The following is a 21,058-nucleotide window of genomic DNA, read 5'->3' on the forward strand; positions in this document are numbered from 1 at the left end:
CGTTGTACCGTGGTGCCAGACGACGAGGCAAGGAGGTGGACCTGATGGTGTTGCTACGCGAGGAGCTCGGAGACGTGCTGCGCGACGCGCGCCGTGGCCAGGGACGCACCCTGCGCGACATCTCCGCCAAGGCATCGGTCTCTCTGGGCTATCTGAGTGAGATCGAGCGCGGCGAAAAAGAGGCCAGCTCCGAGCTGCTCGCCTCGATCTGCACGGCCCTCGAGATGCCGCTGTCGATCGTCTTCACCGAGGTCGCCCACCGGGCCCGTCGGGTGGAGCGCGCCAGCGCCCCTGTCACCCTGCCCGTGGCCACCCGGGCCGAGGACGTCGTCTCCGCCGCCTGAGTTGTCGCGCGACCCTTCCCCACCTGACGTCACACCCACGTCCCGCCACCCCCGCATCCACAGCACCGCATCTCCTTGAGGTCGTGCGCAGGCATGGGGCATCTCCTCAAGGTCGTGCGCGTCGGCGTGCTCCGAGCGGGGCCTGAGGACGCCCGTCGTCGGTGGGGGCGAGTCCGCCCTGGCATCCCGGGCAGGAGAAGAAGACCCGGTCCGGCCCCTGTCGTCCCAGCGGCGCCACCCGCACGGTCTCCCCGCAGCGGCGGCAGGCGCGTCCGGAGCGTCCGTGCACCCATGAGCGGGCATCAGCGCGCAGGATGCCCGTCGAGGACTGGATCGCGTGCTCCCGCCCGCGCAGCATGAGCTCGTGGACCCGGGTGACGAGCGCTTCGACCTGATCGGGCGACAGGCCGGCGGCCTCGTGCCACGGATGCAACCGCTGGGCGAAGAGCACTTCGCTCGCCCAGAAGGTGCCGACCCCGGCCAGGACCCGCTGATCGAGGAGCGCCGCAGCGATCGATGTGCCAGCGCTCGAGTCGAGGATGCGCCGGGCCACGAGATCTGGGTCCCAGTCGGCGCCCAGGACGTCAGGCCCGAGATGCCCGACGAGTAGGTGCTCGTCTCCGCGGCGCACGAGGTCGAGCTCGCCCAGGCGCAACCCGAGAGTGGTCCACTCGTCGTTGCCGACCGCAGCCCGCAGGTCGGGTCGCCGCAGCGCGCGTGCGGCGGCATCGGACCCTGCCGCCTCGATCCGCCACGACCCCTCCATGCGCAGGTGCGTGTGCAGCGTCCACCCGGAGTCGAAGCGGTGGAGCAGGTGCTTGCCTCTCGGCACCACCTCGTCGACATTCGCACCCCGCAGGGGTGCCTCACCGACCTCGCCCCACCGGATGTCCGCGAGGATCGCGGACCGTCCGGCCAAGGCCGCATGCAGGCGCTGCGCGGTGCGCCAGACGGTGTCGCCCTCGGGCACGGGTCAGCCCCGTCCGCCGGGGCGCAGCCGCAGGCCTCGTGGTGTCATCGTGAAACCAGCGTCCGTCAGAGCCTGGGCGAGCGGGTCGGCAGACCCGAGTACGGGGGCCCCGTCGGCGCGTTGCACCGTCAGACGCCCGAGCGCGCCTCGGTGGACCGCATCGGCGAGACCACGCGTGGCCAGGGCCAAGGAGTCCTCGTCGCTCTCCCACGAGAGCAGCGTGCGTCCACCTCGCTCGACATAGAGGACGAGCTGCCCGTCGACGGCGATGACGAGCGCGCCGGCCTTGCGACCGGGCTGGTGCCCCGAGTCCCGCTCGGGCCAGCGCAGCGCGGCGCCCCAGGGGTTGGCCGGGTCGGTGGCTGCAAGCACCACTGCGCCCTCGGGCGCGCGGGAGGAGCGCACCTCGTCGACGGCGCCGGGCACGGCGAACTGCGAGGCGCCCAGGCCTTCGATGAAGTAACCGCGTCGCACCTGCCCGGCTTCTTCTGCGGCTCCGAGCACCCGGTGGACGGCAGCGAACCCGCCCTGGACCTCCTCGGCGACCACGGCCCCGCGCGTCACGACGCCGTGACGGTCGAGCAGACCCTCGGCCGTGGCGTGGAGGCGCAAGGTCGGATCGGTCTCGGCCGCAGGGAGCGCAGACCACCGACCGGCAACGCGCGGGGGCCCGCTGCGCTGCGGCAGGGTGGCACGGCCGAGCCGGGGGCGACCGCCGTAGCGACTGCGGGGTGCAGGTCGTCGCTGCGGCTTGTGCGCGGTGCGCCCGCCGGCGAGCAGCCCGCGCACGGGTGCGAGCGTGTCTCCGGTGACGAGGCCCCGGTGGGCCAGGGACCACAGGGTGTCGGCGAGGACGTCGTCATCGAGGGGGTCCTCGCCCTCGACCCGATCTCGGGCGAGGGCGTCGGACAGGTCGCGGAAGAAGTAGGCGCCCCCGCCCGAGAGGGCAGCGTGTACCCGTGACTCCGTCTCGCTGAGGTCCGTGGTGTCGGCAGCCGGCAGCGTCGTCTCGGCTCCGTCGGCGAGGTGCAGGCTGACCCACGCGTCGTCGCCCGGCAGGCTGCCGTGCCCGGCCCACAGCACCTGGCCGGTCGCCATGAGGTCATCCAGGAGCGGTCCGACGACGTCGTCGACACGCGCCGGCAGGACGAGTGACTCGAGCGCGCTGGCAGGGACCCGCACACCACTGAGCTGCTCGACGACCCGCAGCACGCCGTCGCGTCCGCGCATCCGGGTCCCGACCCCCTGCCAGGCCGGTAGGAAGCGGGCGTACTGTCGCGGCTCGACCGGCTCGACCTCGTGCCGGAGCGCGGCGAGGGAGCGTCGTCGCAGCACGCGCAGCACCTCGGCGTCGCAGAACTCACCGCCCCGCCCGCCGCACTCCACGGGGAGCAGGTCACCCTCGACGAGACGCCCTGTCTGCACGAGGCGGCGCAGGGCATCGGTCGCGACGGCACGACCGATGCCGTAGTGCGCGGCCAGGTCGGTGGCGGCGAAGGGGACGTGGGTGCGGGCATAGCGCGTGACGAGCTCGCCGAGCGGGTCACCCGTCGGCTGGAGCATCGAGTCGGCGAGCCCCTGCGGCAGGCTCACGCCGAGCGCGTCGCGCAGGCGGGCACCGTCCTCGATGCTCGCCCAGCGGTCCTCACCTGCGACTCGTACGGGGATGACCTGCCGGCTCGCCTCGAGGTCGGTGAGCGCGCTCCGGATGCCCTCGGTGTCGAGCCGGCTGCGTGCATCGAGCGCCGCCACCGACAGCGGACCGAGGACCCGCAGCAGGTCGAGCAGGTCCTCGCCGTCGCGGGCCGCGCGCTCCGGGGTCAGGCACTGCAGCTCGGCACCGGTGCGCTCCACGGCTGCAGGGTCGAGCAGGTCGGCGAGGGCCAGCTGCTCTCCTCGACCGAGCAGGTCGGCGAGCAGGCTCGGGTCGAGGGTCAGCGCTGCGGCTCGACGCTCGGCGAGCGGTGAGTCACCTTCGTAGAGGAACTGTGCGACGTAACCAAACATCAACGACGCGGCGAAGGGAGAGGGTCGCTGGCTCTCGACATCGACGAGTGTGACCCGACGTCCCGCGATGTGCGTCATGAGCTGGGTGAGGGCCGGGACGTCGAAGACGTCCTGCAGGCACTCGCGCACGGCCTCCAGCACGATCGGGAAGTCGGAGTGGCCGCTCGCCACCTGGAGGAGCGCGGCCGAGCGTTGGCGCTGCTGCCACAGCGGCTGGCGCCGATCGGGGCGCCGCCGCGGGAGCAGCAGGGCGCGCGCTGCGCACTCACGGAAGCGGGCGGCAAAGAGCGCCGACCCGCCGATCTCCTCGGTGACGGCACGCTCGACGTCGGCCGGGTCGAGGGTGATCAGGTCGAGGACCTCGGCGAAGCCGCTGGAGTCCACCTCGAGATCAGGCAGCCGCAGGACGATCCCGTCGTCGCCGTGCATCGCCTGCACGTCGATGCCGAAGTGCTCGCGCATGCGGCCGGCGATGGCCAGCGCCCACGGCGCATGGACCTGCGCGCCGAAGGGGGAGTGCAACGCGACCCGCCAGTCACCGATCTCGTCGCGGAAGCGTTCGACCACGATCGTGCGGTCATCGGGCAGGTGACCGGTGGCGGTGCGCTGCTCCTCGAGGTACGCGAGGAGGTTGTCGCGGGCCCATTCGTCCAAGCCGGCCTGCTCGAGGCGCGCGTTGGCCCCCTTCGCCGGCAGTGCGCCGACCTCACGGACGAAGGCGCCGACCGCGGCGCCCAGCTCAGCCGGTCGACCCAGCTGGTCGCCGTGCCAGAAGGGCAGCCTGCCGGGCTGCCCGGGCGCGGGCGTGACGAGGACCTGGTCGTGGGTGATGTCCTCGATGCGCCAGCTGCTCGTCCCCAGGGTGAAGACGTCACCGACGCGGGACTCGTAGACCATCTCCTCGTCGAGCTCGCCGACCCGTCGTCCGGGCCCGTCACCGGAGGCGAGGAAGACGCCGTAGAGCCCGCGGTCGGGGATGGTGCCACCGCTCGTCACCGCGAGTCGTTGGGCCCCGCGGCGGCCGACGATCGTGCCTGCGACCCGGTCCCACGTGATGCGTGGCCGCAGCTCCGCGAAGTCCTCTGACGGGTAGCGCCCCGCGAGCATGTCGAGGGTGGCGTGCAGGAGCGTCTGCGGGAGCGAGGCGAAGGGGGCCGCTCGCCGCACGAGCGCCTCCACCTCGTCGACCTGCCAGTCGTCGAGGGCGCACATCGCGACGACCTGCTGGGCGAGGACGTCGAGCGGGTTGGCCGGGACGTGCATGGCCTCGATCTCGCCGGCGCGCATGCGCTCGACGACGACGGCCGACTGCACGAGGTCGCCGCGGAACTTGGGCAGCACGACGCCGTGGCTCACGGCGCCGACCTGGTGCCCGGCGCGGCCGACACGCTGCAGGCCGGACGCGACCGAGGGCGGCGACTCGATCTGGATGACGAGGTCGATCGCGCCCATGTCGATGCCGAGCTCCAGGCTTGACGTCGCCACGACACAGGGCAGGCGCCCGGCCTTGAGGTCCTCCTCGATGAGCGCGCGCTGCTCCTTGCTCACGGATCCGTGGTGGGCCCGGGCAAGGACGGGTGGGGCCCCGGCGGCAGCCCCGGACTGGGCCATGACCTCGGCCGGCGGCCGGGTCGTGCCGGCGGGCTCGGTGGCCCACAGGTCCTCGGGCGGAGCGACACGCTCGGCGTGGATCTCGTTGAGCCGGCCGGTGAGCCGCTCGCCCAGGCGACGGGAGTTGACGAAGACGAGAGTCGACCGGTGCTGCTCGACGAGGTCGACGACCCGCTCCTCGACGTGCGGCCAGATGGAGGCGCGGCGCTCCTCACCCGCCGCGGCGCCCGAGAGGTCACCGGTGGGTTCGCCGAGGTCGGTGAGGTCGGCGACAGGGACGATCACGTCGAGCTGCCACTGCTTGGTGGAGGTGGGCTGGACGATCTCGACGGGCCGGCCGCCGGCGAGGAATCGTGCGACCTCGTCGACCGGGCGGACCGTGGCCGACAGCCCGATGCGTTGGGCGGGGGAGTCGAGCAAGGCATCAAGACGCTCGAGGGACAGCGCCAGGTGGGCGCCGCGCTTGGTGCCGGCGAGGGCGTGGATCTCGTCGATGATGATGGTGTCGACCCCGCGCAGGGCATCGCGCACCCCCGAGGTGAGCATGAGGAAGAGCGACTCCGGCGTGGTGATGAGCACATCGGTCGGGGTCTTGGCGAAGGCTCGGCGCTCGTTGGCCGGGGTGTCGCCCGAGCGCACGGAGACCGAGACCTGCGGCGCCGGTAGCCCCAGCCGGTCCGCGGCGTGGCCGATGCCGACGAGTGGGGCCCGCAGGTTGCGCTCGACGTCGACGGCCAGCGCCTTGAGCGGGGAGATGTAGAGGACGCGGCAGCGCGCCTTGGGGTCCTCGGGTCGAGGGGCCGAGGAGAGCCGGTCGAGGGCGGAGAGGAAGGCGGACAAGGTCTTGCCCGAGCCGGTCGGCGCGACGACCAGCGCATGACTGCCTGCGTTGATCGCACTCCATGCCCCCACCTGCGCGGGGGTGGGCGCGGCGAAGCTGTCGCGGAACCACGTCGCGGTCGCGGGGGAGAAGCTGTCGAGGACGTCTGTCATGGCATCCCCAGCCTGCCACCGACCCCCGACAACCACGCCCTGACACTGGCTGAGATGTGCGTCTGCTCCGCGGCGAGCCTCGAGGCCGAGGCTCCGGGTCAGCGTTTCAGGAGGTCCAGCACCTGGGCGATCTGGCTCGCGAGGGAGTCGACCCGGACATGCGCCCGTCCAGTGCCCCGACGTCCTCGGTGAGCTCGGTGAAGCGGTTGGTGTGGCGGCGTTGGGTGTTCTGGACGTCGGCGATCGTGGTCGCGATGGCCGGAGGGGGCATCGACGACGAGGGACTTCACATGGACTCCGGTTGCTGCTGGGTGATGCAGTGGATCCCCCCACCGCGGTCGAAGAGGGGACGGGCGTCGACACCGACGACCTCGCGGCCGGGGTAGACCTCCCGCAGCACCTCGAGCGCCCGCTCGTCGTGAGGGTCGTCGAAGACGCACGCGACGACGCCGCCGTTGCACACGAGGTGGTTGACATAGGACCAGTCGACCGGTCCCTGGTCGTCGGTCAGGGTCTGCGGCGCGGGGATGCGGGTCACCGTCAGCGGACGCCCGGCGGAGTCGACCGAGGCGAGCAGGACGGCCTCGATCTCCCGGCTGACCGCGTGGTCGGGGTGCGACTCGTCCTCCTGCCAGTGCAGCAGCACGTGGCCGGGCTCGGTGAAGGTCGCGACGATGTCGACGTGTCCGCGTGTCCCGAACTCGTCGTAGTCACGGGTGAGGCCACGCGGCAGCCAGATGAAGGTGTCGACACCCAGGAGCCGTCCCATCTCCGCCTCGATGTCCCCCTTCGTCGCCCCGGGGTTGCGCCCCGGGTCGAGCTGGACCGTCTCGGTGAGCAGGACGGTGCCCTCCCCGTCGACGTGCAGGCCGCCCCCTTCGCCCACGATGGACGACGGGATGTGGTGGGCGCCCGCCGCGTCGGCCACCTGCGAGGCGATCCGTGCGTCGAACCCCCAGGTGGCCCAGGCCTGCCCGCCCCAGCCGTTGAAGATCCAGTCGACCCCACCCAGCTCGCCGTCGGGGGCGAGGACGAAGGTCGGTCCGATGTCGCGCATCCACGCGTCGTCGAGGTCGGCGATGACGATGTCGATCGGGTGGCGCGTGTCGTTGCGGATGTACTCGCGGCACAGGTGGATGTCGTTGGGGGGCACGACGATCGTCACCGGCTCGAAGCGCGCGACGGCGCGCGCCACATCCGTCCAGGTGCGTCGCGCGATCTCGGCATCGGCGGGGGTCTCGCCGAGCGTGTAGCCGTTGCTCGGCCACGCCATCCACGTGCGCTCGTGGTCGGCCCACTCGGCGGGCATCCGCCACTGGGTCGTCAGGCCCATCGGGCGCCCTCCTAGGTCGTCGTGGCTGCAGTATGCCGTCCCTCGCCGGGTTGTGCGGCACCTACACTTCAGGGCGTGCGAGTCAGTCGGTTCTGGACCCTCATGGAGGACGAGTTCGGGGAGAGCTATGCCCAGACGCTCGCTCGCGGGCACGTGGTCCAGGCCCTCGGCAACCGCACCGTGACCGTCGCGCTGGACGAAGGGGAGCCCCCGCGCCTGGTGTGGGAGAGCCTCTGCGAGGACCTCGGCATCCCGGAGCACCGGCGCCTGGGCCTCGACCGGCCACCCGTGGAGGTCCCGGCCATGATCGCCGACGAGGGGCCGGGGTGAGCGACGTCCTGCTGAGCGCCCGCGGCCTGACCAAGACCTTCGGCGACTTCACCGCCGTCGACGGCATCGACGTGGAGGTGCGGCAGGGGGAGTCCTTCGGCTTCCTCGGGCCCAACGGCGCCGGCAAGTCCTCGACGATGAAGATGGTCGCCGCGACCTCCCCTCCGAGCGGTGGTGAGCTGCGCATCTTCGGACTGGACCCGGTGACCGACGGCGCCGCCGTGCGTGCCCGCCTGGGCAACTGCCCCCAGCAGGACAACCTCGACGAGGAGATCACCGTCGAGGAGAACCTGCAGGTCTACGGGCGCTACTTCGGCCTGCCGCGCAAGGTGATCCGCGAGCGCACCGACGAGCTGCTCGACTTCGCGCAGCTGACCGAGCGCCGCAAGGACAAGGTCGAGCCGCTGTCCGGCGGGATGAAGCGGCGCCTGACGATCGCCCGCTCGCTGATCAACAACCCCGAGATCCTGCTCCTCGACGAGCCGACGACCGGGCTGGACCCGCAGGCCCGGCACGTGCTGTGGGACCGCCTCTTCCGTCTCAAGCGGCAGGGCGTCACGCTCATCATCACCACGCACTACATGGACGAGGCCGAGCAGCTGTGCGACCGGCTCGTGGTCATGGACCACGGCCGGATCGTCGCGGAGGGATCGCCGCGCTCGCTCATCGAGTCGCACTCCACCCGTGAGGTGCTCGAGCTGAGGCTCCCGCTGGACGAGCACGTGGACCACTCGGACGTCGTCCACCTGGTCGAGGGCATCGGCAGCTATGTCGAGGCGCTGCCCGACCGCCTGCTCGTCTACACCGACCACGGCGACGGCGCGCTCGAGGCCGTCCACGGGCGCGGTCTGCAGCCGATCAGCTCGATCGTGCGTCGCTCGACCCTCGAGGACGTCTTCCTGCGCCTGACCGGGCGCACGCTGGTCGACTGATGACCGTCGTCTCCCGCCACGTCCACGGCGAGCGGACCCCCCTTCGTCCCGCGGAGCGCGTGCGGGCCGTCGCGGGCTACTTCCTCGTCGTCTACAGACGCACCTGGCAGGGCTCGCTCTTCAGCCGCTTCGTCTCCCCACTGCTCTTCCTCCTGGCCATGGGGCTCGGCCTGGGCTCGCTCGTCGACGGCGCCTCCGGGGGAGTGGACGGCGTGCCGTACCTGCTCTTCGTCGCCCCCGGGATGGTCGCGGTGCAGGCGATGTTGAGTGCGGTCAGCGAGTCGACCTACCCGGTGTACGGCCTCTTCACGTGGAACCGCATGTACCACTCGATGCTCGCGACGCCCCTGACCGTCAGCGACATCCTCCTCGGCCACCTCGGGGTCATCGCGGCGCAGGGTGGGCTCGCCGCTGCGGCCTTCGTGCTCGTCGCGGCCCTCTTCGGCAGCTTCACCTCCTGGTGGGTCCTGCTCGCGGTCCCGGTCGGGGTCCTCGTGACGCTCGCCTTCGCCGCACCGCTCTTCGGGTTCACGGCGCGGGCGAAGGGGGACTCCTCCTTCAACGTCGTCTACCGCCTCGTCATCACGCCCCTCATGCTCTTCTCCGGGGTCTTCTTCCCCGTCGACCGCCTGCCCCTCGTCCTGGAGGCGCTCGCCTGGGTGACGCCGTTGTGGCACGGCGTCGAGCTGGTGCGCTCCTTGGCCCACGGGAGCTTCGCTCCCTTCGACCTCGTGCACCTGGTGGTCCTGCTGGCCTTCATCGCCGTGGGCTGGGTCTACGCCCGGACCGGCCTGACTCAGCGGCTGATCTCATGAGCGCCGGTGTCCTCACCCCCGGTCTGGCGATGTGGCGCTCGGTCGTGGAGCGCAATGTCGTGAGCTTCCGGCGGCAGTGGGCAGCCTTCGTCACGGGCTTCGCGGAGCCGGTCTTCTACCTCTTCTCGCTCGGCATCGGCGTGGGGTCGCTCGTCCCCTTCGTCATGACGGACGGGGGCTCGAAGGTCACCTACGCGGCCTTCGTCGCCCCGGCCATGCTCGCCAGCTCCGCGATGAACGGCGCGGTCATGGACTCGACCTTCAACGTCTTCTTCAAGCTGAAGTACGCGCGCATCTATGACGCCATGCTCGCCACGCCGCTGCGCCCACGGGACATCGCGGTCGGCGAAGTCGTCTGGTCGCTGATCCGTGGCGGGGTCTACGGGCTCGTCTTCTACCTCGTCGCGCTCGCGGTCGGTGTCGTCGAGTCGTGGTGGTCACTGCTCGCGGTACCCGCGGCGGTCTTCATCGGTCTGGCCTTCTCCGCGGTCGGGATGTTCGCGACGACCTTCATGCGTTCGTGGGTCGACTTCGACTGGATCATGCTCGTCATCCAGCCGCTCTTCCTGCTGTCGGCGACCTTCTTCCCCCTGGCCACCTACCCGGGGTGGGCCCAGCCGATCGTTCAGGCGACGCCGCTCTACCACGGGGTCGCGCTGGAGCGCGGGCTGATGCTCGGTGAGGTCGGCTGGGGCCTGCTGTGGCACGTCGGCTATCTCCTCGTGCTGGGCGTCGTCGGGATCTGGGCGACGTCCCGGCGGATCGAGACGCTGCTGCGGTCCTGAGGACGGACGTGGCGTGGCGACGGGGGCGCAGCGGCGTGTCGGCGCGTCGCTCCCGCCATCGAACACGTGTTCGGGTAGCGTCGTCCACAGGTGCTCGACCGACAGCACCGGTGTCCACAGCCCCAGGGCAGTTGCGGACCGTTGTCGGTGGTGGCTCCTAGCGTCTGACCAGACAGCACGAGACGTCCCACTGTGCAGATCTGGTCGCCTGTGGACGCGCCCGACACGACGAATGAGGAAGGTGTGGCATGGCTGACGTCACCGCCATCAACAGCAAGCTCCAGGATCAGAAGCTCAAGTCCCTCGACAATGTCATGGGCCAGATCGAGAAGGCTCACGGCAAGGGCGCGATCATGCGCCTCGGCGATGACATCCGTCCGCCCATCGCGGTCATCCCGACCGGCTCGATCGCCCTGGACGTGGCCCTCGGGATTGGCGGCCTACCCCGCGGCCGGGTCGTCGAGATCTACGGTCCGGAGTCCTCCGGCAAGACGACCGTGGCCCTGCACGCCGTCGCGAGCGCACAGCGCGGCGGCGGTATCGCGGCCTTCATCGACGCCGAGCACGCGCTCGACCCCGACTACGCCAAGAAGCTCGGCGTCGACACCGATGCCCTCCTCGTCAGCCAGCCGGACACCGGTGAGCAGGCGCTCGAGATCGCCGACATGCTCATCCGCTCCGGCGCGCTCGACATCATCGTCATCGACTCCGTCGCGGCGCTCGTGCCCCGCGCCGAGATCGAGGGCGAGATGGGTGACAGCCACGTCGGTCTGCAGGCCCGCCTGATGAGCCAGGCACTGCGCAAGATCACCGGTGCGCTGAGCACCTCGGGCACCACGGCGATCTTCATCAACCAGCTCCGCGAGAAGATCGGCGTCATGTTCGGCTCGCCCGAGACGACGACCGGCGGTAAGGCGTTGAAGTTCTACGCCTCGGTCCGTCTCGACGTCCGTCGCATCGAGACGCTCAAGGACGGTACCGACGCGGTCGGCAACCGCACTCGCGTCAAGGTGGTGAAGAACAAGGTCTCGCCGCCCTTCAAGCAGGCCGAGTTCGACATCATCTACGGCGAGGGGATCTCCCGCGAGGGTGGCCTCGTCGACATGGGCGTCGAGCACGGCTTCGTGCGCAAGGCCGGTGCCTGGTACACCTACGAGGGCGACCAGCTGGGGCAGGGCAAGGAAAATGCCCGCAAGTTCCTCAAGGACAACCCGCTGCTCGGCGAGGAGATCGAGGCCAAGATCAAGACCAAGCTCGGCATCGGTGTCCAGCCGGTCGACGAGTCGGCCGACGAGCCGGCCGAGGTCCCGGTCGACTTCTGAGTCGCGTCGTGAGCACTGACAAGGCCGCCGCCGCACGCACGCTCGATGAGCTGCGTGCGGCGGTCTCCGCCGTCGAGGCGGGCGCAGCGACCCCGGAGCAGGCCGCGCACCAACCGTCTCGACGGATCCCCCCTCCCGACCCGCAGACCAAGGATGCGGACGCCGACCCGTACGCCGTCGCGCGCGCCGTCGTCCTGCGGTTGCTGACCGGGTCGCCCAAGTCACGCTCCGAGCTGGAGAAGGCGTTACGTCGCAAGGACTGCCCTGACGACGTGGCTGCCGAGGTCCTCGACCGCTTCGAGGAGGTGGGACTGGTCGACGACGCGGCCTACGCGCAGGCCTTCGTCCGGTCCAAGCAGGCGGGGCGAGGTCTGGCCCGCCGGGCGTTGTCCCACGAGCTGCGCAAGAAGGGGGTCGATGACGAGCTTGCCCAGGCGGTGCTCGACGAGGTCGACCCGCAGGACGAGCGGGCCCGTGCCCACGAGCTCGTCGCCAAGAAGCTGCGTTCCATGCACGGCCTGGACCGCACCGTCCAGACACGCCGTCTGGCGGGCATGCTCGCCCGCAAGGGCTACGGCAGCGACGTCACCAGGGTGGTCGTCGCCGAGGCGCTCGACGCCCAGCCAGAGCACCAGCGCGACTGACCGGGGAGCGCTCCCCATTCTTCCGAGGGGTGCGCCACCCTAGTTTGTGGGTCGAGGACCGGCGTCCGCTCCGGTCGACGACGACAGGGGAGCCCCATGACCTCGCAGACCGGAGAGCCGCAGCGCTCGGCCACGATCCGCCGGATGACACAGGCGGCCTTCGACTCCGCAGTCGGGGTGGCAACCGGTGAGCCGACGGCCGGCGCCGAGGATCCCGCCCTGTGGGCCGAGCTCGAGACAGCCGGCCTTGCCGCAGGGCGAGCGCTCTTGCCCGCCTGGTCCGACGCCCTTGCTGCCTCCCTGGCGGCTCCCGTCCAGATCAAGATCGTGGCGCGCGAGGGCGAGGTCTCCTTCGAGTCCGAGATCTCCCTCCTGCCGGGCCTCGGTCTGTGCCGCACCCAGCGGGTGGCCCTGCGGACGACTCCCACGGCGTACGAGCCGGTGTCCCGCGAGGAAGCGGTCGAGCTGGTCGCCTTTCCTCCCGAGGAGCTGTGGTTGGCGGTGCGCCGGGTCCTGCCTCCACGTGATGCCCTGCGAGCCCCCCAGCACGTCACGCCACCCTCGCGACAGCGAGACCTGAAGGTGGCGCCGGAGGCCGTCGAGCACCTCGCGGCGAGGCTCGAGGGCGACCCCCTCGGTCGCACCCCCGCTGAGATTCTCGAGACCGCGCCCGAGCTCGACCCGGAGCTGCGTGCGGTGCTGGCCGGTGGGTCCGCCGAGGTGGCTCTGCTCGTGGGTGCTGTCACCAGCCCCGACGACGTGACACCTGTCGGCGCCTGCCGCTGGACGGTCGTGGGGGAGCAGCTGTACTCCCTGCGCTCCACGCCTGAGTCCGTGGCGGTGGTCGCGGTGGAGGACGGGGACCTGGCAGCGGACCTCATCTGGTACGTCACCGGTGCCTACGACCTCGTGAGCGAGATCGCGACCAGGGCGGCGCGTCGATGAGTCTCAGCGAGGGGATGGACCTCGTCCGAGTCCGCGACGTCGCCGGGCAGATCCGTGCCTCTGCCCAGACCGTGGGTGCGGTCCGTCAGCAGGGGGACGGCCAGCTGACCGTCCTGCGCGAGGCGTGGAGCGGCAATGACCTGGAGCAGTTCGACAAGGGGTGGACGTCCCAGTCACCCGCGCTCGAGCGGATGGCCGAGGCGCTGCGTCAGACGGCCGATGATCTGCTGAGGCAGGCCGAGCGTCAGGAGGGTGCGTCGGGTGGAGGCGGCACCGCCGGTGACGGGAGGTCGACCGATGGCGCGGCCGACGAGCCGTGGTGGACACGGTTCGCCGACAAGGACTTCGGCGAGGGCATCCTGGATGACGAGCCCGAGGACGCACTCGTCTGGCTCGGTGGCGAGGACGGACTGAGCTGGTTGGGCGGCCAGGCCAAGGACGGCCTCGGCTGGATCGGCCAGCAGGCCAGGTCAGTGGCTGCCGACCTCGCCCAGTGGACGGACGGCATCGGGGACGGATCCATCCGCAACCTCGAGGCTCAGTTCAACCTCTTGGGTCAGTTCACGCAGATCTTCACTGAGGGGCGACTGCCGCGGATCTCCGAGGTCGCCGCGAGCGTCCTGATGGTCGGTGGTACCGGTATCGGTGTCCTCACCAACATCCTCACGGGCGCCGACCGCCATCTCTTCGACGACGGCGACGGACGCGCCGGGGAGGTCACCGAGCTGGGAGAGTCGCAGGTCAGCAATGACGCTGGAACACACCCCGAGCTGCGCCCGCCGACCTCCCTCGACGAGATCCTGCGGAGCACCTCGGACGCCTATGAGGTCCAGGGTGAGGACGGCTCCGGCAATGTCCGTGTCGCCGAGGTGACCAAGAACGGCGAGACGTCCTACATCGTCAACGTCCCGGGGACCGAGCGGTGGTGGCCCACCACGAATGCCAATCCCTTGGACCTCACCGGCAACCTCGCCAGCATCTCCGGGGAGCAGACCGCTGCCGTGCAGGCCGTGCAGGACGCCCTGACCGCGGCGGGCGTCTCCTCGGATGACCCGGTGCTGCTCGTCGGCCACTCCCAGGGCGGGATCATCACCAGTGCGCTGCTGTCCGACCCGACCTTCACCGACAACTTCAACGTCACCCACTCGGTCACGTACGGGGCTCCGGTGGACGGCTTCGACATCCCGGATGACGTGCAGGCTCTCAACCTCCAGCACGGTGGGGATGTCGTGCCGCGACTGGACCTGGGCGACCACTACCTCGGGATTCCCAATGTCGACCAACTGGTGGGCGGCAACGGGCCGGGCGAGACGCGCGTGGTGCTCGACAGCCCGGGGTGGGGGCTCAACCCGATCGACAACCACAGCCACGCGCTGTACGCGAACTCGGTGCAGGCCTCCGACGATCCCGCCTTGCGTGCATACGAGGACGGACTCGACGCCTTCATCGTCGGCGAGGGCGACGGCTCGCAGGTGTCCGGGCGTGATGTCGAGCTGCGCAGGGAGTACGACGACTGAGCGCACGGACGGTGGCTAGAGTCGACGCCATGCCGATGACCCGGAGGACGGTGTTGACCATGGGACTCATCTCGACAGTGCTCGCTGCCTGCGGTCGAGGCGGCCCCGACGCAGACCGGCTCAACGAGGTTGCTCGTGGGGTCGACGGGGTCACGGGCAGCACTTTGACCATCGAGAAGCCCGGAGGCGGTAGTCGTTCCCTGCGGGGAGGAGTGCAGCTCCCGGACGACGAGGCGGCGGCCAAGCAGATCTTCGACGCGGTCCTGCGGGCACTGTCGGACGAGATCGGCGGTGGCGCGGACGTGAACCTCATGATCTATGTGCACGGTGACTACGTCGGCGGCCAGCTGAGTACCGCGGACGTCGGTGCGCCGCTCAACCCGAGTGCGTACAGCCTCTGGCAGCACTACAACGGCTGACCGCGTCGCTCGTCCGCCGTTGTGCGCTCCCGTCTGCGTAGTGTGGGCGCCGTGACTGACAGTGACTCTCTCTTCGGGACCTACGCACGTGGTGCGGCATGGGACGAGATGCTGGACGAAGGGGGTGAACCCCGCCAGCCGTACAAGCCGATCCACCACACCCTTCGGTCCATGGAGCCGCAGGAGCTGAAGGATCGCGCGGACGCCCTCGCTCGGATGTTCTTCGAGCAAGGTGTGACCTTCGACCACGCTGGCGAGGAGCGTCCCTTCCCCCTCGACGCGGTCCCTCGCGTCATCGACGCGGAGGCCTGGCAGAACGTCGAGCTGGGCGTCGCCCAACGGGTCAAGGTGCTCGAGGCCTTCCTCGACGACATCTACAGCCGCACGGGCGGCCTGCCCCGCGCAGTCGATGACGGCATCATCCCGTGGAAGCTGATCTCCACCTCCAGCCACTACCACCGCTCCGTGGCCGGGCTGCGACCGCCGAATGGCGTACGAGCCCACGTGAGCGGCATCGACCTCATCCGTGACGAGGAAGGCACCTTCCGCGTCCTCGAGGACAATGTCCGCGTGCCGTCGGGGGTCTCCTACGTCATCGCCAATCGTCGTGCGATGACCAATGTCTTCCCCGAGGCCTTCGCCACCATGCGCATCCGGCCGGTGCACGACTACCCCCGGATGCTCCTGCAGGCACTACGGGCCTCCGCCCCCGAAGGGCGAGCCGACCCGACGGTGGTCGTGCTCACCCCCGGCGTCTACAACAGCGCCTACTTCGAGCACACCCTGCTCGCCCGGATGATGGGCGTCGAGCTCGTCGAGGGCCGTGACCTCGTGGTCCGCGGCGGCGAGGTGCGCATGCGCACCACCCACGGGGAGGAGCGGGTCGACGTCATCTACCGGCGCATCGACGACGACTTCCTCGACCCGGTGCACTTCCGCCGGGACTCGATGCTCGGCGTGACCGGCCTGGTCTCGGCGGTCCGCGCCGGCCGGGTGACGCTCGCCAACGCCATCGGCAACGGCGTGGCCGACGACAAGCTCGTCTACTCCTATGTGCCGGAGCTGACCCGGTACTACCTCGACGAGGACCCGATCCTGCCCAATGTCGACACCTACCGCCTCCAGGAGCCCGAGGCCCTGCGGGAGGTGCTGGGACGCCTCGACGAGATGGTGACCAAGCCGGTTGACGGCTCTGGCGGCAAGGGTCTGGTCGTCGGACCGGCGGCGACCGCTCAGGAGCTCGACGACCTGCGGGCCAAGCTCACGGAGGACCCGCGCGGTTGGATCGCCCAACCGGTGGTGCAGCTGTCCACGGTCCCCACGCTCATCGACGGCAAGCTGCGTCCACGGCATGTCGACCTGCGCCCCTTCGCGGTCAATGACGGCAACGAGGTGCAGGTCCTGCCCGGTGGGCTCACCCGCGTCGCGCTCCCCGAGGGGCAGCTCGTCGTCAACTCCAGCCAGGGTGGGGGGTCCAAGGACACCTGGGTCCTGGCCGGCCGCTACAACCGCCTGTCCCACGACGACGTCGACGAGCGCGAGGTCATCTTCCTCGGCGCCGGCGCCGGCGCCGGCGCCGGAGCCGGAGCCGGGACGCACGAGCGCGACGCCGCGCAGGAACCGACCCAGTCCCAGTCCCAGACCCCGAGCGAGGAGGAGCTGTGATGCTCAGCAGGATCGCGGACTCACTCTTCTGGATCGGTCGGTACATCGAGCGGGCCGACGGCACCGCCCGGATCGTCGACGTGCTGCGCCTGCAGCTGCTCGAGGACCCGGCAGCGGACGAGCAGACCGCCTGCACGATGGTGCTGCGCGGGATCATGGGCTACGAAGACGTCGGCGAGGTGGACTACCTCGGGACCAGCCGCATGCTCGTCTTCGACGCCAACAACCCCAATGCGGTGTCCGGGTCCTGGCACCAGGCCCGCGAAAACGCGCGGCGCGCTCGCGAGACGGTCTCCACCGAGATGTGGGAGGCCATCAACACGACCTACCACCGGTGGAACTCCTTCACCCCTGGCCGGGCCACCCAGCACCACCTCGGCTGGGTTCGAGAGCGCGCGGCGCTCCTCGACGGGCTGACGGACACGACGATGAGTCATGACGACGCGTGGGACTTCCTCGTGCTGGGTCGCGCCCTGGAGCGCGCCGACATGACCGCGCGGCTCGTGGCGACCGGCGCCAGCGACTTCGGCCCGGGCTGGGGTTCGGTCCTGGCCAGCTGTGGAGCGCAGCAGGCGATGCTGCGCACGATGCGAGGTGTCGTCACCGATCGGACGGCCGCGGCCTTCCTCACGCTCGACCGCCGCTTCCCGCGGTCGGTCATCGCCGCGCTGAAGGAGGCGGAGGAGAGGTTGATCAACCTCTCGCCGGACAAGGACCGCGTCGGCTTCTCCGACGAGGCCCGTCGTATCCTCGGCCAGATCCGCACCTCCCTGGAGTTCAGCAACCCCTCCACGGTGCTGCACGACCTGCCGGAGCGGATGCAGCTGGTGCAGGAGGCCGTCACGGCGGCATCAGACGCGATCGGGACGCGCTACTTCATGTCCGCGCCGGTCCAGGAGTGGACGGGAGAGATCGTATGAGCAGCAGGCGGCACCGCATCGTCCACCGCACGACGATGCGTTATGACGGAGAGGTCACTGCAGGGCACAACGAGCTGCGGATGATCCCCGTGAGCGAGCCGGGACAGGCCACCCTCGAGGCACGCGTGCGCGTGCGCCCACTCACCTGGAGCAATGTCTACGAGGACCACTGGGGCACCCAGGTCATGGCGATGGAGTCGCAGACCCCTCACGACGTCCTCGAGATCGAGGCCACGAGCACCGTGGAGCGGTCCGAGCTGCCCGTCGAGGCGGAGGACGTCGGATGGGACGCCGTGCGCGATGCCGGGACGGTCGACCAGCTCAGCGAGTACCTCGCGCAGACCGAGCGCACCGACCCCCCGGCGGAGGTCGCTGCCCTCGCCCGGGAGCATGCCAGTGCGCCGACTCCCCGGGCAGCGGCCATGGACATCGTCGCCCGGGTCCACGAGGCGCTGACCTACGAGCAGGGCATCACCGGGTGGCAGGCCACGGCGGCCGAGGTCTGGGAGCGTCGCGGCGGGGTCTGCCAGGACTTCGCCCACCTGACGCTCGGAGCTCTGCGGACCATCGGGATCCCGGCCCGCTATGTCAGCGGGTATCTCACCGTCGAGGAGGGCGAGGTCGCCCGCGGCACGACGGTCCCGGCTCGTAACCACGCGTGGATCGAGCTGTGGGACGGCGGCTGGCTCCCGCTCGACCCGACCAACACCGGTCCCGTGGGACTGGAGCACGTGGTCGTCGGCCGCGGCCGCGACTACGACGACGTCTCTCCCTTCCGCGGGATGTTCGTCGGGCCGGAGGTCACCGACCTCGAGCTGGAGATCACCTACACCCGCATCGGGTGAGCCGACGTACCCTTGACGGGCCATGACTGCGACGCCCAAGACCTATGACGTGCGCACCCACGGGTGCCAGATGAATGTCCATGACTCCGAGCGGCTGGCCGGTCTCCTCGAGACGGCCGGCTACGTGGACATCGCGAGCCTGCCCACGGACGACCGGGGGGAGGTGGCCGATGTCGTCGTCTTCAACACCTGCGCGGTGCGGGAGAACGCCGACAACAAGCTCTACGGCAACCTCGGCATGCTGCGTCAGTTCAAGCAGCGCAATCCCGACCTGCAGATCGCCGTCGGCGGCTGCATGGCGCAGAAGGACCGCGCGACGATCGTCGAGAAGGCGCCCTGGGTCGACGTCGTCTTCGGCACGCACAACATCGGCTCCCTGCCGGCGCTCCTCGATCGGGCACGGCACAACGAGGAAGCGCAGGTCGAGATCCTCGAGTCCCTCGAGACCTTCCCCTCGACACTGCCCACGCGACGTGACTCCGCCTACTCGGGCTGGACGTCGATCTCGGTCGGCTGCAACAACACCTGCACCTTCTGCATCGTCCCGGCGCTGCGCGGCAAGGAGAAGGACCGCCGGCCGGGCGAGATCCTCGCCGAGGTCGAGGCGCTCGTGGCCCAGGGAGTCCTCGAGGTGACCCTGCTGGGGCAGAACGTCAACAGCTACGGGGTCGAGTTCGGCGACAAGCTCGCCTTCGGCAAGCTGCTGCGCGCCTGCGGCGACATCGAGGGGCTGGAGCGGGTGCGCTTCACCAGCCCGCACCCGGCTGCCTTCACCGATGACGTCATCGAGGCCATGGCACAGACGCCCAATGTCATGCCGAGCCTGCACATGCCGCTGCAGTCCGGCTCCGACAAGGTCCTCAAGGACATGCGCCGCAGCTATCGTTCGACGAAGTTCCTCGGGATCATCGACCGCGTGCGCGAGCAGATCCCGGACGCGGCGATCACGACCGACATCATCGTCGGGTTCCCGGGGGAGACCGAGGCGGACTTCGCCGAGACGCTGCGCGTGGTGCGCGAGTCGCGCTTCAGCTCCGCCTTCACCTTCCAGTACTCCATCCGTCCCGGCACGCCCGCCGCGACGATGGCCGACCAGGTGCCCAAGGAGGTCGTGCAGGAGCGATACGAGCGCCTCGTCGCCCTCCAGGAGGAGATCTCCTGGGCCGGCAACCGCGAGCAGGAGGGGCGCGAGCTCGAGGTCCTCGTCGCCGTGGGGGAGGGGCGCAAGGACCGCGCGACGGCGCGCCTGAGCGGTCGTGCGCCCGACAACCGCCTCGTCCACTTCGCACTGCCCGACGGCCTGTCGGAGTCAGAGCGTCCGCGGCCCGGCGACATGGTCACCGTCGGCGTCACCTACGGCGCCCCGCACCACCTCGTCGCCGACTCCGCCCTCGAGGGGGGTGCCTTCTCGGTGCGCCGGACCGCAGGTGGCGACGCGTGGGCAGCCTTGCAGGACAAGGGTGCCGAGGGCGTTGTCGCCAAGCCCAGCGTCTCGCTGGGCATGCCGCGCATCGGCGCTCCCGACCCCGTCGAGGTCAGCGCACCCGCCTGCGGTGCCTGAGCAGGCGCCCGGGCGCGATCACCCGGCATGACGAAGGGGGTCGGTCACCGTCACGGTGACCGACCCCCTTCGTCGTCAGGAGCGGAAGCTCACTCGCCGATCTTGCCGTCGAGGAACTCGCGGCCCTGGTCCGTCTTCTCGGAGTCGAGGCCCTTGCCCTCGGCGAACTCGCCAGCCTTGTCCAGGCCGGTGTCGCTGTGCTCCTCGACCTTGTCGCTGTGCTCACCGAGAGCGTCGGTGGCCTTGCCCGTCAGATCGTCGAACCCCATGGTGTTCTCCTTCTGTCGTGAGTCGCCCGAAGTGGGCCGTACCCGTACAGCCAAACACGACACGTCGAGCGCTTCAACCGGAAGGACGGCATGATGATCAGGTGGTTGAAAAACCAATAGTTGACACGACAACCAAAACCCTCTAATGTCGTTCTTGTTCAACACACCACCTGATGCACATCCAAGGAGCTCCACATGACTGACGTCGCCACCACCACCGCCCTGCAGGACCTCGCCGCCGGCACCTACGTCGTCGACGCCAGCCACAGCGAGGTCGGCTTCGTCGCCCGCCACGCGATGGTCACCAAGGTCCGCGGATACTTCCGCGACCTCGAGGGCACGATCACCGTCGCCGACGACCTCGCCGCCTCCACCGCGACCGCCTCGATGAAGACCGCGTCGGTCGACACCGGCTCCGCCGACCGTGACGGCCACATCAAGTCCGCTGACTTCTTCGACGTCGAGAACCACCCGGAGATCACCTTCGTCTCCACGGGCATCGCCAACGTCGACGGCAACGAGTTCGACCTCAACGGTGACCTGACGATCCTGGGTGTCACCAAGCCGGTCGTCCTCAAGGCCGAGTTCGAGGGCACCGCCCAGGACCCCTTCGGCAACCTGCGCGCCGGTTTCTCCGCGTCCACCGTCGTCGAGCGCGAGGCCTGGGGCCTGACCTGGAACGCCGGCCTCGAGACCGGTGGCGTCCTCGTCTCCAAGAAGATCACGCTCAACCTCGAGATCTCGGCCATCAAGCAGGCCTGAGCCTCCACGCTCCTGACGAGCCCCGACACCGCCACGGTGTCGGGGCTCGTCTGCTGTGACCCCACGCAG

Annotated in this window: 20 protein-coding genes; 15 read left to right on the top strand and 5 right to left on the bottom strand. The window is 70.2% G+C overall.

Features of this window, described 5'->3' with window-relative positions:
* Window positions 1-44: 44 nt before the first annotated feature.
* The gene (locus ASG73_RS09710) at window positions 45-344 is read left to right on the top strand and encodes a helix-turn-helix domain-containing protein (RefSeq protein ID WP_055994577.1); all 300 of its coding nucleotides are present in this window, start codon (window positions 45-47) and stop codon (window positions 342-344) included.
* A gap of 106 nt (window positions 345-450) precedes the next feature.
* On the opposite strand, the gene ASG73_RS09715 is transcribed toward ASG73_RS09710, so the two are convergent.
* From ASG73_RS09715 to ASG73_RS09725, 4 genes are all read right to left on the bottom strand, one after another.
* A complete protein-coding gene (locus ASG73_RS09715; RefSeq protein WP_055994005.1) occupies window positions 451-1,314 on the bottom strand; it encodes a DNA-formamidopyrimidine glycosylase family protein in 864 nt (287 codons plus the stop codon).
* Window positions 1,315-1,317: 3 nt separating this feature from the next.
* Window positions 1,318-5,925, bottom strand: coding sequence for an ATP-dependent helicase (locus ASG73_RS09720; protein WP_055994007.1), 4,608 nt, complete (start codon window positions 5,923-5,925; stop codon window positions 1,318-1,320).
* A 106-nt stretch (window positions 5,926-6,031) separates the two neighbouring features.
* Window positions 6,032-6,196, bottom strand: a complete 165-nt coding sequence (locus tag ASG73_RS17910; RefSeq protein ID WP_156466233.1) for a hypothetical protein — start codon at window positions 6,194-6,196, stop codon at window positions 6,032-6,034.
* Window positions 6,197-6,211: 15 nt separating this feature from the next.
* A complete protein-coding gene (locus ASG73_RS09725) occupies window positions 6,212-7,258 on the bottom strand; it encodes an agmatine deiminase family protein (RefSeq protein WP_055994009.1) in 1,047 nt (348 codons plus the stop codon).
* Between the two features lie 75 nt (window positions 7,259-7,333).
* On the opposite strand from ASG73_RS09725, the gene ASG73_RS17915 reads away from it, so the two are divergent.
* From ASG73_RS17915 to miaB, 13 genes are all read left to right on the top strand, one after another.
* A complete protein-coding gene (locus ASG73_RS17915) occupies window positions 7,334-7,588 on the top strand; it encodes a DUF3046 domain-containing protein (RefSeq protein ID WP_055994011.1) in 255 nt (84 codons plus the stop codon).
* On the top strand, window positions 7,585-8,520 hold the full coding sequence (locus ASG73_RS09735) for an ABC transporter ATP-binding protein (RefSeq protein WP_055994012.1): 936 nt from the start codon (window positions 7,585-7,587) through the stop codon (window positions 8,518-8,520). The genes ASG73_RS17915 and ASG73_RS09735 overlap by 4 nt, the downstream gene beginning before the upstream one ends.
* Complete coding sequence (locus ASG73_RS09740) at window positions 8,520-9,335, top strand: ABC transporter permease (protein ID WP_055994014.1); 816 nt, start codon at window positions 8,520-8,522, stop codon at window positions 9,333-9,335. Before ASG73_RS09735 ends, ASG73_RS09740 begins: the two co-directional genes overlap by 1 nt.
* Window positions 9,332-10,120, top strand: a complete 789-nt coding sequence (locus ASG73_RS09745; protein ID WP_055994016.1) for an ABC transporter permease — start codon at window positions 9,332-9,334, stop codon at window positions 10,118-10,120. The genes ASG73_RS09740 and ASG73_RS09745 overlap by 4 nt, the downstream gene beginning before the upstream one ends.
* Window positions 10,121-10,368: 248 nt before the next feature.
* Complete coding sequence (recA, locus tag ASG73_RS09750) at window positions 10,369-11,442, top strand: recombinase RecA (protein WP_055994018.1); 1,074 nt, start codon at window positions 10,369-10,371, stop codon at window positions 11,440-11,442.
* An 8-nt stretch (window positions 11,443-11,450) separates the two neighbouring features.
* Window positions 11,451-12,086, top strand: a complete 636-nt coding sequence (locus ASG73_RS09755; protein WP_235499407.1) for a regulatory protein RecX — start codon at window positions 11,451-11,453, stop codon at window positions 12,084-12,086.
* A gap of 96 nt (window positions 12,087-12,182) precedes the next feature.
* Window positions 12,183-13,031 (top strand): hypothetical protein, encoded by an 849-nt coding sequence (locus ASG73_RS09760; protein WP_055994019.1) that lies wholly within the window; start codon window positions 12,183-12,185, stop codon window positions 13,029-13,031.
* Window positions 13,028-14,548: a WXG100 family type VII secretion target gene (locus ASG73_RS09765; protein ID WP_082567126.1), complete on the top strand. Its 1,521-nt coding sequence runs from the start codon at window positions 13,028-13,030 to the stop codon at window positions 14,546-14,548. The genes ASG73_RS09760 and ASG73_RS09765 overlap by 4 nt, the downstream gene beginning before the upstream one ends.
* A gap of 59 nt (window positions 14,549-14,607) precedes the next feature.
* The gene (locus ASG73_RS09770) at window positions 14,608-14,967 is read left to right on the top strand and encodes a hypothetical protein (RefSeq protein ID WP_055994025.1); all 360 of its coding nucleotides are present in this window, start codon (window positions 14,608-14,610) and stop codon (window positions 14,965-14,967) included.
* 108 nt (window positions 14,968-15,075) lie between these two features.
* Window positions 15,076-16,632, top strand: coding sequence for a circularly permuted type 2 ATP-grasp protein (locus ASG73_RS09775; RefSeq protein WP_082567168.1), 1,557 nt, complete (start codon window positions 15,076-15,078; stop codon window positions 16,630-16,632).
* A complete protein-coding gene (locus ASG73_RS09780) occupies window positions 16,632-17,552 on the top strand; it encodes an alpha-E domain-containing protein (RefSeq protein WP_055994029.1) in 921 nt (306 codons plus the stop codon). The genes ASG73_RS09775 and ASG73_RS09780 overlap by 1 nt, the downstream gene beginning before the upstream one ends.
* Entirely contained in the window at window positions 17,549-18,397 is an 849-nt protein-coding gene (locus ASG73_RS09785; protein ID WP_055994031.1) for a transglutaminase family protein, read from the top strand. Before ASG73_RS09780 ends, ASG73_RS09785 begins: the two co-directional genes overlap by 4 nt.
* A 22-nt stretch (window positions 18,398-18,419) precedes the next feature.
* A complete protein-coding gene (gene miaB, locus ASG73_RS09790) occupies window positions 18,420-19,958 on the top strand; it encodes a tRNA (N6-isopentenyl adenosine(37)-C2)-methylthiotransferase MiaB (protein WP_055994033.1) in 1,539 nt (512 codons plus the stop codon).
* Between the two features lie 89 nt (window positions 19,959-20,047).
* On the opposite strand, the gene ASG73_RS09795 is transcribed toward miaB, so the two are convergent.
* A complete protein-coding gene (locus tag ASG73_RS09795) occupies window positions 20,048-20,227 on the bottom strand; it encodes an Rv0909 family putative TA system antitoxin (RefSeq protein WP_055994035.1) in 180 nt (59 codons plus the stop codon).
* A gap of 195 nt (window positions 20,228-20,422) precedes the next feature.
* Here ASG73_RS09795 and ASG73_RS09800 point away from each other — a divergent pair, with 195 nt between their 5' ends.
* Window positions 20,423-20,989, top strand: coding sequence for a YceI family protein (locus tag ASG73_RS09800; RefSeq protein WP_055994037.1), 567 nt, complete (start codon window positions 20,423-20,425; stop codon window positions 20,987-20,989).
* Window positions 20,990-21,058 lie beyond the last annotated feature (69 nt).

The organism is Janibacter sp. Soil728, assembly GCF_001428305.1.
Taxonomy (GTDB): Bacteria; Actinomycetota; Actinomycetes; order Actinomycetales; family Dermatophilaceae; genus Janibacter.

What these genes read in the sequence shown, in the direction of transcription:
- ASG73_RS09710 (WP_055994577.1), top strand. Translation starts at nt 45, where the DNA reads ATGGTGTTGCTACGCGAGGAGCTCGGAGACGTGCTGCGCGACGCGCGC.
- ASG73_RS09720 (WP_055994007.1), bottom strand. Translation starts at nt 5,925, where the DNA reads ATGACAGACGTCCTCGACAGCTTCTCCCCCGCGACCGCGACGTGGTTC.
- ASG73_RS17910 (WP_156466233.1), bottom strand. Translation starts at nt 6,196, where the DNA reads ATGCCCCCTCCGGCCATCGCGACCACGATCGCCGACGTCCAGAACACC.
- ASG73_RS09725 (WP_055994009.1), bottom strand. Translation starts at nt 7,258, where the DNA reads ATGGGCCTGACGACCCAGTGGCGGATGCCCGCCGAGTGGGCCGACCAC.
- ASG73_RS09740 (WP_055994014.1), top strand. Translation starts at nt 8,520, where the DNA reads ATGACCGTCGTCTCCCGCCACGTCCACGGCGAGCGGACCCCCCTTCGT.
- ASG73_RS09745 (WP_055994016.1), top strand. Translation starts at nt 9,332, where the DNA reads ATGAGCGCCGGTGTCCTCACCCCCGGTCTGGCGATGTGGCGCTCGGTC.
- recA (WP_055994018.1), top strand. Translation starts at nt 10,369, where the DNA reads ATGGCTGACGTCACCGCCATCAACAGCAAGCTCCAGGATCAGAAGCTC.
- ASG73_RS09760 (WP_055994019.1), top strand. Translation starts at nt 12,183, where the DNA reads ATGACCTCGCAGACCGGAGAGCCGCAGCGCTCGGCCACGATCCGCCGG.
- ASG73_RS09765 (WP_082567126.1), top strand. Translation starts at nt 13,028, where the DNA reads ATGAGTCTCAGCGAGGGGATGGACCTCGTCCGAGTCCGCGACGTCGCC.
- ASG73_RS09770 (WP_055994025.1), top strand. Translation starts at nt 14,608, where the DNA reads ATGGGACTCATCTCGACAGTGCTCGCTGCCTGCGGTCGAGGCGGCCCC.
- ASG73_RS09775 (WP_082567168.1), top strand. Translation starts at nt 15,076, where the DNA reads ATGCTGGACGAAGGGGGTGAACCCCGCCAGCCGTACAAGCCGATCCAC.
- ASG73_RS09780 (WP_055994029.1), top strand. Translation starts at nt 16,632, where the DNA reads ATGCTCAGCAGGATCGCGGACTCACTCTTCTGGATCGGTCGGTACATC.
- ASG73_RS09785 (WP_055994031.1), top strand. Translation starts at nt 17,549, where the DNA reads ATGAGCAGCAGGCGGCACCGCATCGTCCACCGCACGACGATGCGTTAT.
- miaB (WP_055994033.1), top strand. Translation starts at nt 18,420, where the DNA reads ATGACTGCGACGCCCAAGACCTATGACGTGCGCACCCACGGGTGCCAG.
- ASG73_RS09795 (WP_055994035.1), bottom strand. Translation starts at nt 20,227, where the DNA reads ATGGGGTTCGACGATCTGACGGGCAAGGCCACCGACGCTCTCGGTGAG.
- ASG73_RS09800 (WP_055994037.1), top strand. Translation starts at nt 20,423, where the DNA reads ATGACTGACGTCGCCACCACCACCGCCCTGCAGGACCTCGCCGCCGGC.